Consider the following 14,671-nt stretch of genomic DNA (forward strand, 5'->3'; position numbering starts at 1 on the left):
TCGGTGGTGGGGGAGAGAGGTGATGGAAGTGATGGGTGCGAGGGACGGGGTGCGTGAGGGTGGGGCGGGATCCTTGTCCGTGAACTCGAGCACCGAGGGTGCCGGGCGATGCTCTCCGCGGCAGCCGTGCTCGAGTTCACGGATCAGCAGCGCACAACCGACTCCGGCCGGGGCGCTACAGCATGCAGGACACGCACCCCTCAACCTCGGTCCCGGCCAACGCCGTCTGCCGCAGGCGGATGTAGTACAGCGTCTTGATCCCCTTACGCCACGCATAGATCTGCGCCTTGTTGATGTCCCTCGTCGTCACATCCCCGGGGAAGAACAACGTCAACGACAACCCCTGATCCACATACCTCGTCGCCACCGCATACGTGTCGATGATCTTCTCGTACCCGATCTCATAGGCATCCTGGAAGTACTCCAGATTGTCGTTGTCCATGTGCGGCGCCGGGTAGTACACCCGGCCGATCTTGCCTTCCTTACGGATCTCGATCTTCGACGCGATCGGGTGGATCGACGACGTCGAATTGTTGATGTACGAAATCGACCCCGTCGGCGGCACCGCCTGCAGATTCCGGTTGTACAACCCGAACTCCATCACATCAGCGCGCAACCCCGCCCAGTCCGCGGCGGTCGGCACGTGGATCGTCGAGTTGTCGATGATCTGCCGCACCCGCGGCGTCGTCGGCGCGAAATCCGCCGGATCGTACCGGTCGAAGAACTCCCCCGACGCGTAGTCCGAGGACTCGAACCCGCCGAACCGGATCCCCCGCTCCCGCGCGATCGCATTCGACGCCTTCAACGCCTCATACAGCACCGCGGCGAAGTACACGTTCGTGAAATCCAGGGCCTCCTGGCTGCCGTAGAAGATGTGCTCCCGGCCCAGGAACCCGTGCAGGTTCATCTGACCCAGCCCGATCGCATGCGAGGCATCGTTACCCTCCCGGATCGACGGCACCGAATCAATCTCCGTCTGATCCGACACGGCGGTCAACCCACGGATCGCGGTCTCGATCGTCATCGGGAAATCCGGGGAATCCACCGCCGCCGCAATATTCAACGACCCCAGGTTGCAGGAGATGTCGTGGCCGACCTCCCGGTACGACAGATCATCGTTGAACGTGCTCGGCGTGGACACCTGCAGAATCTCACTGCACAGATTCGAGTGGGTGATCCGACCGGCGATCGGGTTGTCCCGGTTCACCGTGTCCTCGTACATGATGTACGGGTACCCGGACTCGAACTGGATCTCCGCGAGCGTCTGGAAGAACTGGCGGGCATTGATCTTCGACTTGCGGATCCGCGGATCCTCGACCATCTCGTCATAGTGCTCGGTGACCGACACGTCGGCGAACGGCTTGCCGTAGATCCGCTCGACATCGTAGGGACTGAACAGGTACATGTCGTCGTTGCGCTTGGCCAGCTCGAAGGTGATGTCCGGGATCACCACACCCAGCGACAGGGTCTTGATGCGGATCTTCTCGTCGGCGTTCTCCCGCTTGGTGTCCAGGAACCGCAGGATGTCCGGATGGTGGGCGTGCAGGTACACCGCACCCGCACCCTGCCGGGCACCGAGCTGGTTGGCGTACGAGAACGAGTCCTCCAGCAGCTTCATCACCGGGATCACCCCCGACGACTGGTTCTCGATGTGCTTGATCGGCGCACCGACCTCACGGATATTCGACAGCAGCAGGGCGACCCCACCGCCGCGCTTACTCAGCTGCAGGGCGGAGTTGATCGACCGGCCGATGGACTCCATGTTGTCCTCGATACGCAGCAGGAAACAGCTCACGGGCTCACCGCGCTGGGCCTTGCCGATGTTCAAAAACGTCGGGGTGGCCGGCTGGAACCGGCCGCCGATGATCTCGTCGACCAGCCGCGACGCGATCTTCTCGTCGCCGTCGGCCAGACCGAGGGCGACCATGCACACCCGGTCCTCGTAGCGTTCGAGGTAGCGGCGTCCGTCGAAGGTTTTCAGGGTGTAGGAGGTGTAGTACTTGAACGCGCCGAGGAACGTCTTGAACCGGAACTTGTGGGCGTAGGCCTGCTTGAACAGGGCCTTGATGAACTCGAAGTCGTACTTGTCGAGCACGGCTTTGTCGTAGTACTCGTTGTCGACGAGGTAGCCGATCTTCTCTTCGAGGTCGTGGAAGTAGACCGTGTTCTGGTTGACGTGCTGCAGGAAGTACTGGTTGGCCGCTTCACGGTCCTTGTCGAACTGGATGTTGCCGTCGGCGTCGTACAGGTTCAGCATCGCATTGAGCGCATGGTAGTCCCTGGCGGACTCAGTCGTCATCGTGTCCCCTCGGTGGAAATTGGACGGGCGTGCTGTCGGCCGTCCGGGTGAATGTCCTGTTGCGGTAGACCACCGGCTCCGGCGGGGCTTCCGGCAGCCAGGTGGCGTCCACCGTGCAGATGAACAGGGCGCTCGCGGAGACAGGGAGGATGCGGCGGACCCGGAGGTCCAGCCGACCGTAGGCGTCGTCGATGACGGGCAGTCCGGTTGCCCCGGGGAGGTTCTCGTCCGCCGGGAACCGGTCGGTACCGGACGCCGCGAAATGCCGGGCGGCGTCCGCACCGTCCACGGTGACGCCGTGGGCGAGGATGCGGGACGTCTCGGCGAAGACCGGCAGTACCGAGGCGGTGTTCTGCAGGGCGAAGGCCACCGTCGGGGGATCGGCGGAGACCGAGGTCAGGGATGAGACGGTGATGCCGGCCGGGGTGCCGTGACTGTCCCGGGTGGTGAGGATCCACACGGCCTGCGGGGTCTGCCGGAACAGGGTGCGGAAGCCTTCGGCGGTCGCTGTCACGCACGACCTCCGTTCGTGGCGTCGCTGTCGTCGGCACTGTCGGCGGCGCTGTCGTCCACGACGGTGCCGGCCTTCGCACCGGAGGCCAGGGAGTAGATGACGTCGAGGTGGATGAGGACGGCACGCTTCGGTTCCTTCATGCCGTTGTGCGCGGCGAAGTCGAGGCAGTTGTCCCAGGCGTGGCCGGCGGTGAGGACCTCGGCGTGGCCGAGGAAACGGTAGCCGTCGAGTGCGGCCCGGTCGATGACGGCGACGGCGACCCGGGAGCCGTTCTCGATGTTGGTCAGGTGCTGACCGCCGGTGTTCTCGTTGTAGATGAGGGTGTGGTCGTCGTAGACCCGCAGGGAGCGCTTCGGTCCGATGTTCGGGGTGGTGGGGTCCGTGACGGTCGCGAGGATCGGCAGCTGGGTGTCGAGCATGGCCTTCATCTCGGCGGTGATACCGGACATGGTGTTCTCCTTCGGTCGTGGGTTTTTCTGGTTCAGGGCCGGCGGAACGCCGGATACGGCAGTGAGCGTAGCACGAACTTCAGTCGGTGGTACATTAAAGTTCATGACGTTGAACTCTGGGGGACGGAGCAGTCCCTTTCTCGTGTACTTCTCGTCGGTCTCGGAGAACACCCACCGCTTCATCGGGGCCGTCGGCATCCCCGCCGCCCGCATACCGCTGCGTCCCAAAGACCCGCCGCTGCACGTTGACCGGCCGTATGTCCTGGTCACCCCCACCTACGGTGGCGGGGACCTGCGCCGCGCGGTGCCCCGGCAGGTCATCCGCTTCCTCAACGACCCGGCCAACCGACAGTGGATCCGCGGCGTGATCACCAGCGGGAACATCAACTTCGGCGAGGCCTACTGCGCCGCAGGACGCACCATCGCCGGCAAATGCGGCGTCCCCGAGCTCTACCGGTTCGAACTGCTCGGCACCCGGCGGGACGTCACCGCGGTCCGCGACGGGCTGGAACAGTTCTGGGCCACCACCGTCAGCACCGACAGCACTGACAGCACCGTCAACACCGACAACATCAGCACCAAGGAGACAGCATGACCAGCTACACCGACCGGTCGCAGACACCCCCGCAGTGGCGTCCCGGATCGACGACCCCGCTGCGTCCGGTGAACTGGAACCGGATCACCGACCCGAAGGACCTCGAGGTCTGGCAGCGACTCACCAGCAACTTCTGGTTGCCGGAGAAAGTGCCGCTGTCCAACGACCTGCCCGACTGGCGGGCACTCGGCGACGAGGACCGCACCCTCACCACCCGGGTCTTCACCGGACTGACGCTGCTGGACACGGTCCAGGCCACCGTCGGCGAGATCAGCCAGATCCCGGACGCCCGCACCGAGCACGAACAGGCCGTCTACGCCAACATCGCCTTCATGCAGGCCGTCCACGCCCGCAGCTACAGCTCCGTGTTCAGCACCATGTGCAGTTCCGCGGAGATCGAGGACGCCTACACCTGGGCCGTCGACAATCCCCGACTGCAGGTCCGGGCCACCGCGGTGATGGAGCACTACGCCGGGGACGACCCGCTCAAACGCAAGGTGGCCTCCACCCTGCTGTCGTCGCTGCTGCTCTACGCCGGTTTCTACCTGCCGCTGTGGTACTCCAGCCGTGGGGTGATGATGAACACCGCCGACATGATCCGGCTGATCCTGCGGGACAAGGCCGTCCACGGCTACTACTCCGGCTACAAGTACCAGCGTGGCCTGGAGGCGCACCCGGAGCGCACCGCGGAGATGGAGGACTTCACCTACCGCTTCACCGACCGACTGCTGGACCTGGAGAACGACTACTCGCGGGACCTGTACGCCACGGGGTCCCGCAACTATGAGGGGGTGGACGCATTCGTGCACTACAACGCGGACAAGGCCCTGATGAACCTCGGTTACCGACCGCAGTACGAGGAGCGGGCGGCGGCGGTGGAACCCGAGATCATCGCCGCGCTCACCCCGGATTCCTCCGAGACCCACGACTTCTTCAGCGGTTCCGGCTCCAGCTACGTCATCGGACGCACCGAAGCCACCGACGAGGACGACTGGGACTTCTGAGCCGGGCGGCTCCCGCTACACCCGCACCACGATCTTGCCGGTGACATGCCCGGCCTCCAGATCACGGTGCGCCGCCACCAGCGACTCCGCATTCAGCCCGACCAGCGTCTCCCCGGTGGTGGGCACCATCCGGCCCGCATCCACCAGATCCGCCACCCGGTCGAGGATCCTCCCCTGGGTGGCCGGATCCGCCGCCGGATCACCCGTGGCGTCCCCGAAGATGATCTTCGTGAACATCGACTCCCAGTGCACCGCCTGCGACTTCCGCTTGAACGCGGAGAGCTCGAACGGGTCCGGATCGTCGATGAGGCACAGGTCCCCGGCCGGCGCGAGCAGCGCGGCGAGTTCGACGGCCCGCCCCGAGGACTGCGAGGTGAACACGTGCCGCACCGGCGGGACGCCCCGCTGCTGCAGTTCCGCGACCTGCTCCGCCAGGTCCCGGTGGTGGTCGATGACATGGTGGGCGCCCAGCCGGGTCAGCCATGTGCGGGACTCCTCCCGGCCGGCGGTCCCGATCACCGTCAGCCCGGTCAGGGCGCGCGCCAGCTGCACCATCGCACTCGGCACACCCCCGGACCCGCCGAGGACCAGCAGGGAACCGGGGGCCCCGGTCCCGGCGTCCAGCCCGATGCCGAGCCGCTCGAACAGCGCCTCCCACGCCGTCAGCGAGGTCAACGGCAGGGATGCCGCCTCCACCAGGGAGACCGAGGTCGGCGCGTGGCCGACGATCCGCTCGTCGACGGCATGGAACCGGGCGTCCGTGCCCGGTCGGGTCTGGTCACCGGCATAGAAGACGGCGTCCCCCACCGCAAAGCGGGTGACGTCGGCACCGACGGCGACGACGGTCCCGGCGGCGTCGTACCCGAGCACCGGCTGCCCGCCGGAGGCCACCTGCTCCGCCGCGCGCAGCCGCATTTTCGTGTCGATCGGATTGACCGAGACCGCGGTGACCTCGACGAGGAGGTCGCGGGGACCGGGGGTGGGGACATCGACGACGACATCGTCGAGACAGCGCGGATCGGAGACGGGGAAGGCGCCCGTCACAGCGACGGCGGGCATCGTGGCAGGCAGGGCAGGCAGGTCAGTCATGCCGCCCAGGGTAGGCGACCTGTATCGTGGACGGCCATGAGTGAATATGACCTGATCGTCGTCGGCAGCGGATTCTTCGGTCTCACCGTCGCCGAGCGCGCCGCCAGCCAGCTGGGTAAGAAGGTGCTCGTCGTCGAGCGCCGCAGCCACATCGGCGGCAACGCCTACTCCGAGGCCGAGCCGACCACCGGCATCGAGATCCACAAGTACGGCGCCCACCTGTTCCACACCTCCAACAAGAAGGTCTGGGACTACGTCAACCAGTTCACCGATTTCACGGACTACCAGCACCGCGTGTTCGCGATGCACGACGGCACCGCCTACCAGTTCCCGATGGGCCTGGGCCTGATCAACCAGTTCTTCGGCCGGTACTACACCCCCGACGAGGCGCGCGAACTGATCAAGGAGCAGACCGACGGGCTCAACCCGGAGGACGCACAGAACCTCGAGGAGAAGGGCATCTCCCTGATCGGACGCCCCCTCTACGAGGCCTTCGTCCGCGACTACACCGCCAAGCAGTGGCAGACCGACCCGAAGGAGCTGCCCGCGGCGAACATCTCCCGCCTGCCGGTCCGCTACACCTTCAACAACCGCTACTTCAACGACACCTACGAGGGCCTGCCCGTCGAGGGCTACACCGCGTGGCTGGAGAACATGGCGAAGAGCGACCTCATCGAGGTCCGGCTGGACACCGACTGGTTCGACGTGCGCGACGAGCTGCGGGAGCAGAACCCGGACGCCCCGGTGGTCTACACCGGCCCGCTGGACCTCTACTTCGACTACCAGGAGGGTCACCTGGGCTGGCGGACGCTCGACTTCGAGACCGAGGTGCTGGACACCGGTGACTTCCAGGGCACCCCGGTGATGAACTACAACGACGCGGACGTGCCCTACACCCGCATCCACGAGTTCCGTCACTTCCACCCGGAGCGCAGGAACTACCCGGATGACAAGACCGTCATCATGAAGGAGTTCAGCCGCTTCGCCGAGGGTGACGACGAGCCGTACTACCCGATCAACACCCCTGAGGACCGCGAGAAGCTGCTGCGCTACCGCGAGCTGGCGGAGGCCGAGACCGAGAAGAACAAGGTCTTCTTCGGCGGACGCCTGGGCACCTACCAGTACCTCGACATGCACATGGCGATCGGCGCGGCGCTGTCGACGTTCGACAACAAGATCGCCCCGCTGCTGGGGTAGGTCCCCGGCCGGCCCTACCTGCCCCGCCCCGTCGGGGGATCCGGATCACCGGACGCCTGGGGACGCTGACGCGAACTGACCCGATTCTGCACCGCCGGACCGACGGCACGTGCGGAACCGGGTCATCTCGCGTCCGGGGGGACGCCTCGACCACTCCGTCGGGCTGTCGCGCGGGTGCTTGTGAGAGTCGACCGCCTCGCCGCCGGAGATCCGGGAGATGTCAGGCCAGTCGGGAGCGGAGTGTCCGAACTGCGTATCCCCTATGGGCCCGGTTACCGGGTGTATTACCTGCAGGACGGACCGCGGCTGATACTTCTACTGTGCGGTGGTGACAAGTCAAGTCAGAGCGATGACATAGGACAGGCGCAACGCATCGCTGAACAATGGAGGAACAATGAACGACGCACGTGAACCGTTCAGCGCCTTCGACAGTGCTGATTACCTCGACAACCTCGACGACGCCGCCGCATACCTGGAGGCCTCCCTGGAAGACGGTGATGCGTCCGGCGTCCCGAAGGCGCTCGGTGCCATTGCCTGTTCCGGTAACCTCAGCGAACTTGCCCGCCGGGTAGGCATGAGCCGGGAAGGGCTCTACAAGGCACTGTCCGCTGACGGGAATCCCAGTTTCGACACGATCGTGAAGGTGTCCCATGCACTGGGGCTCAGGATTCGCTTCGAGGCGGTCGCCTGACGGCGCGGGAGGGCGCAGCTCCGTCCCCGAGACCACCGGCGCTCACGCCGTGACGCCAAGCCTCACGGTGTTACCGGGCGGGACGCCAAGCCTCACGATGTTACCGGGCGGGACGCCAGGAAAGTGTTACCGGGCGGGACCGGTAACATTTTTCGTGACCTGGGGAAATGTCGGATTATGGCGCGTGCTGACGCTGCCGGGTGGTAATACTTCCGGGGACCGGCGCCAGAGGGCCGTGTCGGGGGACCGGCGTCAGTCGTCGTCAGTCGGCGCCCCGGCGGGGCCGCCGTCGCCGGCGACGTTCACCATCCAGCTCACGCCGAACCGGTCGCGGAGCTGGCCGAACCGGTCGCCCCACATCTGCGTCTCCAGGGGCAGGAACACGGTCCCGCCCTCGGCCAGGGCGGCGAACCAGCCGGCGACCTTGTCGTACTCCTCAGCTTCCCCGCCGATGCACAGGTAGGCGGAGGGGGCGGCGACATCGCGCGGGTTGTTCTCCGCCGTGTCGCAGGCCATGAAGGTCCAGCCGTCGGCGGTCTTCAGGTGACCGTGCATGATGAGGTCCGCCACAGCGGGGTCTTCGGCCGCACCCGCTGCACCGAAGGTCAGCGTCTGCAGCTCGCCGCCGAAAACCGACTGGTAGAAGGTCAGTGCATCGGCGGCGCTGTCGCGGAATTTCAGGTAGGGGTTCAGCCACGTGTTCATGCTCCGAGGGTACGGCCGTCCCCGCGGGGTCGCACCACCCCCGGCGTAACCTGAACAACCATGAGTGAGAACACGGCGTCCACCCCGAACTCCCCGACGACCCCCTCCACGACCCCCTCCACGACCTGGAAAGACCGGACCTGGCTGGATTTCTACCCGGACTGGGTCCGCCCCGAGCTGGACTACGACGCGGAGCACGAGCGCACCCTCGCCGAGATCTTCGACCATGCGGTGAAGACCTGGCCGAGGCGTCCCGCCATGACGTTCTTCGGCACCACCGTCACCTACGCCGAGTACGGCCGCCAGGTGCGGATGTGCGCCGCGATGCTGCACAACCGCGGCGTCCGCAAGGGCGACAGGGTCGCGATCGCCCTGCCGAACTGCCCGCAGGCGCTCATCACCTTCTACGCCGTCATCTCCCTCGGCGCGACCGCCACCCTGCACAACCCGCTGTACACCGCCCGTGAGCTCACCGTCGCCTTCCAGGACCACGGGGCGAAGGTCGGCATCTTCTGGGACAAGGCCGTGGACGTCGCCCGGGAGCTGCGCACCGTCACGCCGCTGGAGCAGATCATCCCGGTGACCATCACCCGGGCGATGCCGTGGTACCTCCAGTTCGCCCTGAAGCTGCCGGTGCCGCAGGTCCGCGCGCTGAAGAACGAGCTCGCCGGATCCACCGAGGGGCTCACCGAGTGGGCCGACCTCGTGGCGGACGCCTCGGAGTCCGAGGGCCGCGCCCTCATCGAGACCGCGGCCGTCGAGCCGACCGACATCGCGCTGGTGCTCTACACCTCGGGCACCACCGGCACCCCGAAGGGCGCCGCCCTGTCCCACGCGAACCTGTGCGCCGTCATCATCGAGGGCCGCGAATGGGTGCCCGGTCTGGGCGAGGACGAGGAGCCGGAGCGGATGCTCGCGGCGCTGCCGATCTTCCACGCCTACGGGCTGACCATGAACATCACCCTGGGGCCGCTGATCGGCGGCACGGTGATTCTGCTGCCGGCCCCGAAGCCGCCGCTGCTGGCGTCCGCGATGAAGAAGCAGAAGCCGACGTGGATCCCGGGTGTGCCGGCGCTCTACCAGACGATCATGGACCTGGCGGAGGAGAAGCACATCGACATCTCCGGGGTGAAGGCCTCGTTCTCCGGGGCCTCGAGCCTGCCGGTGGAGGTCGTGCAGCGCTGGGAGAACATGACCGGCGGCCTGCTCGTCGAGGGCTACGGGCTCACCGAGACCTCGCCGATCGTGTTGGGCAACCCGATGAGCACGGACCGGCGTCCGGGCTACGTCGGCATCCCGTTCCCGGACACGCAGGTGCGGGTCGTCTCCCAGGAGGATCCGACGGTCGTGCTGCCCGACGGTGAGGCCGGCGAGTTGATCGTGCGTGGTCCGCAGGTCTTCGGCGGCTACCTCAACCGGCCGGACGCCAATGAGCGGGCTTTCGTCACCGGGGAGGACGGTCTGGGCGACTGGTTCCGGACCGGTGACATGGCGGTGATGGAGCGCGACGGTTTCGTGAAGATCGTCTCGCGGATCAAGGAGATGATCGTCACCGGCGGGTTCAACGTGTACCCGCAGGAGGTTGAGGAGGTGCTGTCCGAGCACCCGTCGATCGCGCAGGCCAGCGTGATCGGGCTGCCGCGCTCCGACGGGTCGGAGACCGTCGCCGCCGGTGTGGTGCTCGCGCCCGGCGCCCGGCTGGACGAGGAGGTCCTCAAGGACCACTGCCGGGAGGGGCTGGCCCGCTACAAGGTGCCGCGCGTGTTCAAGGTCTTCGATGAGCTGCCCGCCGACCAGCTGGGGAAGGTGCGCCGGGTCGAGGTGCGCGAGCAGATGCTGGGGGAGTAGCGCCCGCGGTCCCGCATCAGCCGCATCGCGTTGGCGATGACCACCAGCACCGAGACCTCGTGGACCAGCATGCCCAGGGACATCGTCACCCCGCCGGCGAAGACACCCGCCAGGAGCAGGATCACCGTGGCCAGGGCGATGATGATGTTCTGGCGCATCACCCGCCCGGTCCGCCGGGCCAGACCGATGGCCTCCGGCAGCTTCAGCAGGTTGTCCTCCATCAGGGCGATGTCGGCGGTCTCCATGGCCACGTCCGACCCCGCCGCGCCCATCGCCACACCGATGTCCGCGGTGGCCAGCGCCGGGGCGTCGTTGACCCCGTCGCCGACCATGGCCACGACCTCACCGGAGCGCTGCATCTCCTGGACGGCGGCGAGCTTGTCCTCGGGCAGGAGGGACGCCCGGACCCGGTCGACACCGGTGGCCCCGGCGACGGCCTCTGCCACCAGCCTGGTGTCGCCGGTCAGCATGACGACGGTCTGCACCCCCGCCTCATGCAGGCGGGCGACCATCTCCGGGGCATCCTCACGGATCCGGTCGGCGACCGCGATGATTCCGACGACGGTGCCGGCCACGCCCACGATCATCGGGGTCTGCCCGGCCCCGGCCAGGGTTGCGGCTTCCCGGGACGCGTCGTCGATCTGTGCGGACGGCAGGGCGTACTGCTCCAGCAGTGCCCGGTTGCCGACCAGGACGGTACTGCCGTCCACCTCGGTGACGATGCCCTTGCCGGTGACCGGGGTGGTGACATCGGGGACGCCTGCCGGCGGCACCCCGGCGTCCTCGGCCGCGTCGATGATGGCGCGGGCCAGGGGGTGCTCGGAGCCGGCCTCGGCGGCCGCGGCCCAGCGCAGGACATCGTCCCGGTCGCTGCCCGGATCGAGGACGATGACGTCGGTGAGCTCGGGACGCCCCTCGGTGAGCGTGCCGGTCTTGTCGACCGCCACCGTCGAGATCTTCGCGGAGGTCTCCAGGTATTCGCCGCCCTTGATGAGGATGCCGTTGCGTGCCGCGCGTCCGATGCCGGCGACAATGGCGACGGGGATGGAGATGACCAGCGCACCGGGGCAACCGATGACCAGCAGGGTCAGGGCCAGAACGATGTCCCGGGAGAGGAGCCCGGCGACGACGGCCAGCACGATGACCCCCGGGGTGTACCACCGGGAGAAGCGGTCGATGAACGCCTGGGTCCTGGCCTTGGCGTCCTGCGCCTCCTCCACCCGGTGGATGATGCGGGCCAGGGTGGTGTCGGATCCGGCGCCGGTGGTCTCGACCTGCAGGAATCCGCCCCGGGAGATGGTGCCGGCGAACACCCGGTCGCCGGGGGACTTGTCCACCGGTATCGATTCGCCGGTGATCGAGGCCTCGTCGACGGCCCCGGCACCGGACAGGACGCGTCCGTCCACCGGAACTTTCGCACCGCTCTTGACCAGGACGGTCTCGCCCACCAGGACGCCCCCGGCGGGGACGACCTGCTGTTCACCGTCGCGCAGGACGGTCGCGGTCTCCGGGGCGACGGCGATCAGTTCGGCCAGTGCCGACCGGGTGCGGTTGAGGGTGGCGGCCTCCAGGGCGTGGCCGACGGCGAAGAGGAAGGTGACCGCCGCAGCCTCCCAGAAATTGCCGGTCGCCACCGCGCCGAGGGCGGCCACGGACACCAGCAGATCAATGCCGATGTCCCGTGCGGCCAGTCCGCGCACCGCCTTGACCAGGATCGGCGTCCCTGCCACGAGCGCGGCGGCGAGCATGGCGATGTCGCCGAGCCGGAAGGCACCACCGTCGTGCGTGGCGTGCGCCCCCGCATCGAGCCACCACTGTGAACTCACGGTGATGTCGAGTGCGCCGGAGGCGATCCAGCGCAGTGCGAAGGCGACGACGATCAGCGCCCCGGACAGGACCGGGACGGCCCAGTGCCCCCGGGCCCACGCCCGGAGCCGGGTGACGGTGTTCGCGGTGTTCATGGCGGTTCAGCGACCTTTCCGGTGACTTTCCAGTGCCTTTTCCTGTGACCTGTCCGGGGCGTGTGCCCGGTCAGAACGCCGACGGCACGGCGGTGTAGCCGGCCTTGGCGACGGCGGCGACCAGGTCGTCCACCGAGACGACGGCGGGGTTGTGGACGATCTCGATACGGGCGGAGGCGAAGTGGACCTTCACGCTCTCGACACCGTCGAGGCGTCCGACCTTCTTCTCGATCTTGGACACGCACGACGGGCAGGAGAAGCCTTCCGCCCGGAGGACCGTGCGGGTGGTGTCGGTGGTGGTTGAGGTGCTCATGGTGGGTTCCTTTCCCGGTGGGCTCTGTAACTGACACTTCTGAAGGTAGGACTGCGCGCCACGGGGTTCCTTGACGCGGATCAAGATCGGGGGAGGACGGCGTGAACGTATTCTGAGAGCCATGACGGACCATGAACTCTGTGTGACCCGAGTGCCGATCTTCCAGGGGCTCACCGATGAGGACCAGAGACACGTCGCCGGGTTCATACGGCCGCTGCACGTGCGTCGGGGCGACGTGGTGCAGTCGCCGGGGCAGCCGTCGCCCCGGCTGCTGGTGGTGCACAGTGGCGCGCTGAAGGTCAGCAGGATCGGCCCCAACGGTCAGGAGCAGATCCTGCGCACCGTGACGGACGGGGACGTGGTCGGGGAGCAGGCCGTGCTGACCGGGCAGGGGCCGGAGGACCTCGTGGTCGCACTCGAGGACAGCCGGATGTGCACCCTGAGGTACGCGGACCTCACGGATCTGCTGCGCCGCTTCCCGGATGTGGGGATGCGGATGCTGCGGACCGTCTCGGACCGGTTGGCCTCCACGGAGCGGCTGCTGGCGGCGGTGACCTCCAGCGACGTCGGCGCCCGGGTGGCCGCCTACCTGCTGGACCAGCCCGGTCGGATCCGTGACGGGGAGGTCACGGTGCACCTGCCCATGGCGAAGCACGATGTGGCGGCCTACCTGGGGACCACACCGGAGACGTTGAGCCGGCGCCTGGCGGCGCTGGTCTCCGCGGGCATCATCGAACTGCGGGGGCGGCGGGACGTGGTCGTGCGTGACCCGGACGCCCTGGAGCGTGCGGCGGTGGAGGACCCTGCACTGCCCCGCACCACAGAAGGTGAACAGAAGTAATTAAGTGAAGGGGTAACGAAACTGCTGCAGTCATGATTCAGTGGACGGCATGACGTTCCCCATGACACAGCTCACAGCCCCCGGAACACGTCCGGTCACCCTCCTGAAGCGCGCCGCCGCGCTCACCGCGGCCGCCGGTCTCGCCGCCGGCCTCGCGGCCTGCAGCAGTGACGACGACGGGGGAGCCGGCTCATCCGGCGGCGCGGACTTCTCCGGCTTCACCGCCACCGCCGAGGCCGCCGGCTACAGCTGCACCGAACTCAAGGACGCCGAGGACCCGACCACCGGCCTGAAGAACGGGCTGAGCTGTATGCCGCCCGCCGACAGGATCGGGACCGATCCGGTGTTCACCCTGTTCGGAACCTCGGACGTGGCGTCCGGAAAAGAGGCTGCCCAAAAGGCGGTCGAGAAGGCGGGTGGGGCGGGAGGAACCGCCGAAGGCCTCGATGACGCGGTGCAGCGCAACATGTTCGCCGCGGTCGACGGTGACGGCCTCGTCGGCGTCTGCATCGACCAGGACGACAGCTGCGCCCGGGTGCTGCCGGGCATGAAACTCACCGTCACCAAGCTCGACGGTGCGATGGGGGTCGAGGAGAACAGCCGGAAGAAGCAGGAGGAGGCGCAGCGCGAGGCGGACGAGAAGCAGCGTGCCTCCGAAGAGGCCGAGGCGAAGGCCACCGAGGAGGCGCAGAAGTACACCGGGTGGAAGAACGCCGACGAAGCGGTCAGGCAGATGGAGGTCTGGGACATCTACTGCGGCGAGCCGGAGGAGGACCAGGGCTTCACCGGGACCGGCTGCGGCACCGGCGACAATATCCTCGTCTTCGGTGACCACGACAAGCTGGTCGACAAGCTGAAGGAGATGTCGGGTATCGAGGACAAGGACGCCGCGCAGCTCACCCACGTCTCCGACGGTGACTGGACGATGCTGTGCTACCCGGACACCCCCCAGGACTGTGAGACGGTCGCCGACCGTACCGGGAAGAAGGTCGAGCCCGGCCTGTGACGGCCGGAGACGGCCTGCGACGGGCTGCGACGGCCGGAGACGGGCTGCGACGGGCTGCGACGGGCTCTGACAGGTGATTCTCAGCACCCGGCTGCGCGCCGGACTACGCCTGCAGGCCGTCCATGAGGAATAATCGTCGGCGAACAACTGTCTACCGGA

15 protein-coding genes are annotated in these 14,671 nt (G+C 67.4%); 8 read left to right on the plus strand and 7 right to left on the minus strand.

Annotated elements, in window-relative coordinates:
- Positions 1-175: 175 nt before the first annotated feature.
- From nrdE to FSW06_RS10520, 3 genes are read right to left on the minus strand one after another with little or no spacing between them, the layout of a single operon-like run.
- Positions 176-2,299: a class 1b ribonucleoside-diphosphate reductase subunit alpha gene (gene nrdE, locus FSW06_RS10510; protein WP_146881344.1), complete on the minus strand. Its 2,124-nt coding sequence runs from the start codon at positions 2,297-2,299 to the stop codon at positions 176-178.
- Positions 2,289-2,813, minus strand: a complete 525-nt coding sequence (locus FSW06_RS10515; RefSeq protein WP_010120688.1) for a flavin reductase family protein — start codon at positions 2,811-2,813, stop codon at positions 2,289-2,291. Before FSW06_RS10515 ends, nrdE begins: the two co-directional genes overlap by 11 nt.
- Positions 2,810-3,262 (minus strand): pyridoxamine 5'-phosphate oxidase family protein, encoded by a 453-nt coding sequence (locus FSW06_RS10520; protein ID WP_010120687.1) that lies wholly within the window; start codon positions 3,260-3,262, stop codon positions 2,810-2,812. Before FSW06_RS10520 ends, FSW06_RS10515 begins: the two co-directional genes overlap by 4 nt.
- A 103-nt stretch (positions 3,263-3,365) precedes the next feature.
- Here FSW06_RS10520 and nrdI point away from each other — a divergent pair, with 103 nt between their 5' ends.
- Both nrdI and nrdF read left to right on the plus strand, forming a co-directional pair.
- Positions 3,366-3,857 carry a class Ib ribonucleoside-diphosphate reductase assembly flavoprotein NrdI gene (gene nrdI / locus FSW06_RS10525; RefSeq protein WP_050801975.1) on the plus strand — a complete coding sequence of 164 codons (492 nt, stop codon included), beginning with the start codon at positions 3,366-3,368 and terminating at the stop codon, positions 3,855-3,857.
- Positions 3,854-4,861: a class 1b ribonucleoside-diphosphate reductase subunit beta gene (gene nrdF, locus FSW06_RS10530; protein ID WP_010120685.1), complete on the plus strand. Its 1,008-nt coding sequence runs from the start codon at positions 3,854-3,856 to the stop codon at positions 4,859-4,861. Before nrdI ends, nrdF begins: the two co-directional genes overlap by 4 nt.
- A gap of 15 nt (positions 4,862-4,876) precedes the next feature.
- On the opposite strand, the gene FSW06_RS10535 is transcribed toward nrdF, so the two are convergent.
- The gene (locus FSW06_RS10535; protein WP_010120684.1) at positions 4,877-5,950 is read right to left on the minus strand and encodes a zinc-binding alcohol dehydrogenase family protein; all 1,074 of its coding nucleotides are present in this window, start codon (positions 5,948-5,950) and stop codon (positions 4,877-4,879) included.
- Between the two features lie 36 nt (positions 5,951-5,986).
- Here FSW06_RS10535 and glf point away from each other — a divergent pair, with 36 nt between their 5' ends.
- The 3 genes from glf to FSW06_RS10550 all read left to right on the plus strand — a co-directional run bounded on the left by glf (position 5,987) and on the right by FSW06_RS10550 (position 7,838).
- Positions 5,987-7,147 carry a UDP-galactopyranose mutase gene (gene glf, locus FSW06_RS10540; RefSeq protein WP_010120683.1) on the plus strand — a complete coding sequence of 387 codons (1,161 nt, stop codon included), beginning with the start codon at positions 5,987-5,989 and terminating at the stop codon, positions 7,145-7,147.
- A 180-nt stretch (positions 7,148-7,327) separates the two neighbouring features.
- Positions 7,328-7,558: a type II toxin-antitoxin system RelE/ParE family toxin gene (locus tag FSW06_RS10545; RefSeq protein ID WP_010120682.1), complete on the plus strand. Its 231-nt coding sequence runs from the start codon at positions 7,328-7,330 to the stop codon at positions 7,556-7,558.
- Positions 7,542-7,838, plus strand: coding sequence for an addiction module antidote protein (locus FSW06_RS10550; protein WP_010120681.1), 297 nt, complete (start codon positions 7,542-7,544; stop codon positions 7,836-7,838). The genes FSW06_RS10545 and FSW06_RS10550 overlap by 17 nt, the downstream gene beginning before the upstream one ends.
- 252 nt (positions 7,839-8,090) lie before the next feature.
- Here the strand turns inward: FSW06_RS10550 and FSW06_RS10555 are convergent, their stop codons facing one another.
- Complete coding sequence (locus tag FSW06_RS10555; protein ID WP_010120680.1) at positions 8,091-8,543, minus strand: VOC family protein; 453 nt, start codon at positions 8,541-8,543, stop codon at positions 8,091-8,093.
- A 60-nt stretch (positions 8,544-8,603) separates the two neighbouring features.
- On the opposite strand from FSW06_RS10555, the gene FSW06_RS10560 reads away from it, so the two are divergent.
- Entirely contained in the window at positions 8,604-10,391 is a 1,788-nt protein-coding gene (locus FSW06_RS10560; RefSeq protein WP_083827053.1) for a long-chain-fatty-acid--CoA ligase, read from the plus strand.
- On the opposite strand, the gene FSW06_RS10565 is transcribed toward FSW06_RS10560, so the two are convergent.
- Together FSW06_RS10565 and FSW06_RS10570 are read right to left on the minus strand one after the other, a co-directional pair.
- A complete protein-coding gene (locus FSW06_RS10565; protein WP_010120677.1) occupies positions 10,289-12,352 on the minus strand; it encodes a heavy metal translocating P-type ATPase in 2,064 nt (687 codons plus the stop codon). The two genes, FSW06_RS10560 and FSW06_RS10565, sit on opposite strands and share 103 nt — an antisense overlap.
- 70 nt (positions 12,353-12,422) lie before the next feature.
- Entirely contained in the window at positions 12,423-12,665 is a 243-nt protein-coding gene (locus tag FSW06_RS10570; protein WP_010120676.1) for a heavy-metal-associated domain-containing protein, read from the minus strand.
- Positions 12,666-12,786: 121 nt separating this feature from the next.
- Between FSW06_RS10570 and FSW06_RS10575 the strand changes: the two genes are divergently transcribed.
- Positions 12,787-13,506 carry a Crp/Fnr family transcriptional regulator gene (locus FSW06_RS10575; protein WP_010120675.1) on the plus strand — a complete coding sequence of 240 codons (720 nt, stop codon included), beginning with the start codon at positions 12,787-12,789 and terminating at the stop codon, positions 13,504-13,506.
- 61 nt (positions 13,507-13,567) lie between these two features.
- Positions 13,568-14,512, plus strand: a complete 945-nt coding sequence (locus FSW06_RS10580; RefSeq protein WP_029449558.1) for a hypothetical protein — start codon at positions 13,568-13,570, stop codon at positions 14,510-14,512.
- The last annotated feature ends 159 nt before the right edge of the window (positions 14,513-14,671 follow it).

This window comes from Corynebacterium nuruki S6-4 (genome assembly GCF_007970465.1).
Classification (GTDB): domain Bacteria; phylum Actinomycetota; class Actinomycetes; order Mycobacteriales; family Mycobacteriaceae; genus Corynebacterium; species Corynebacterium nuruki.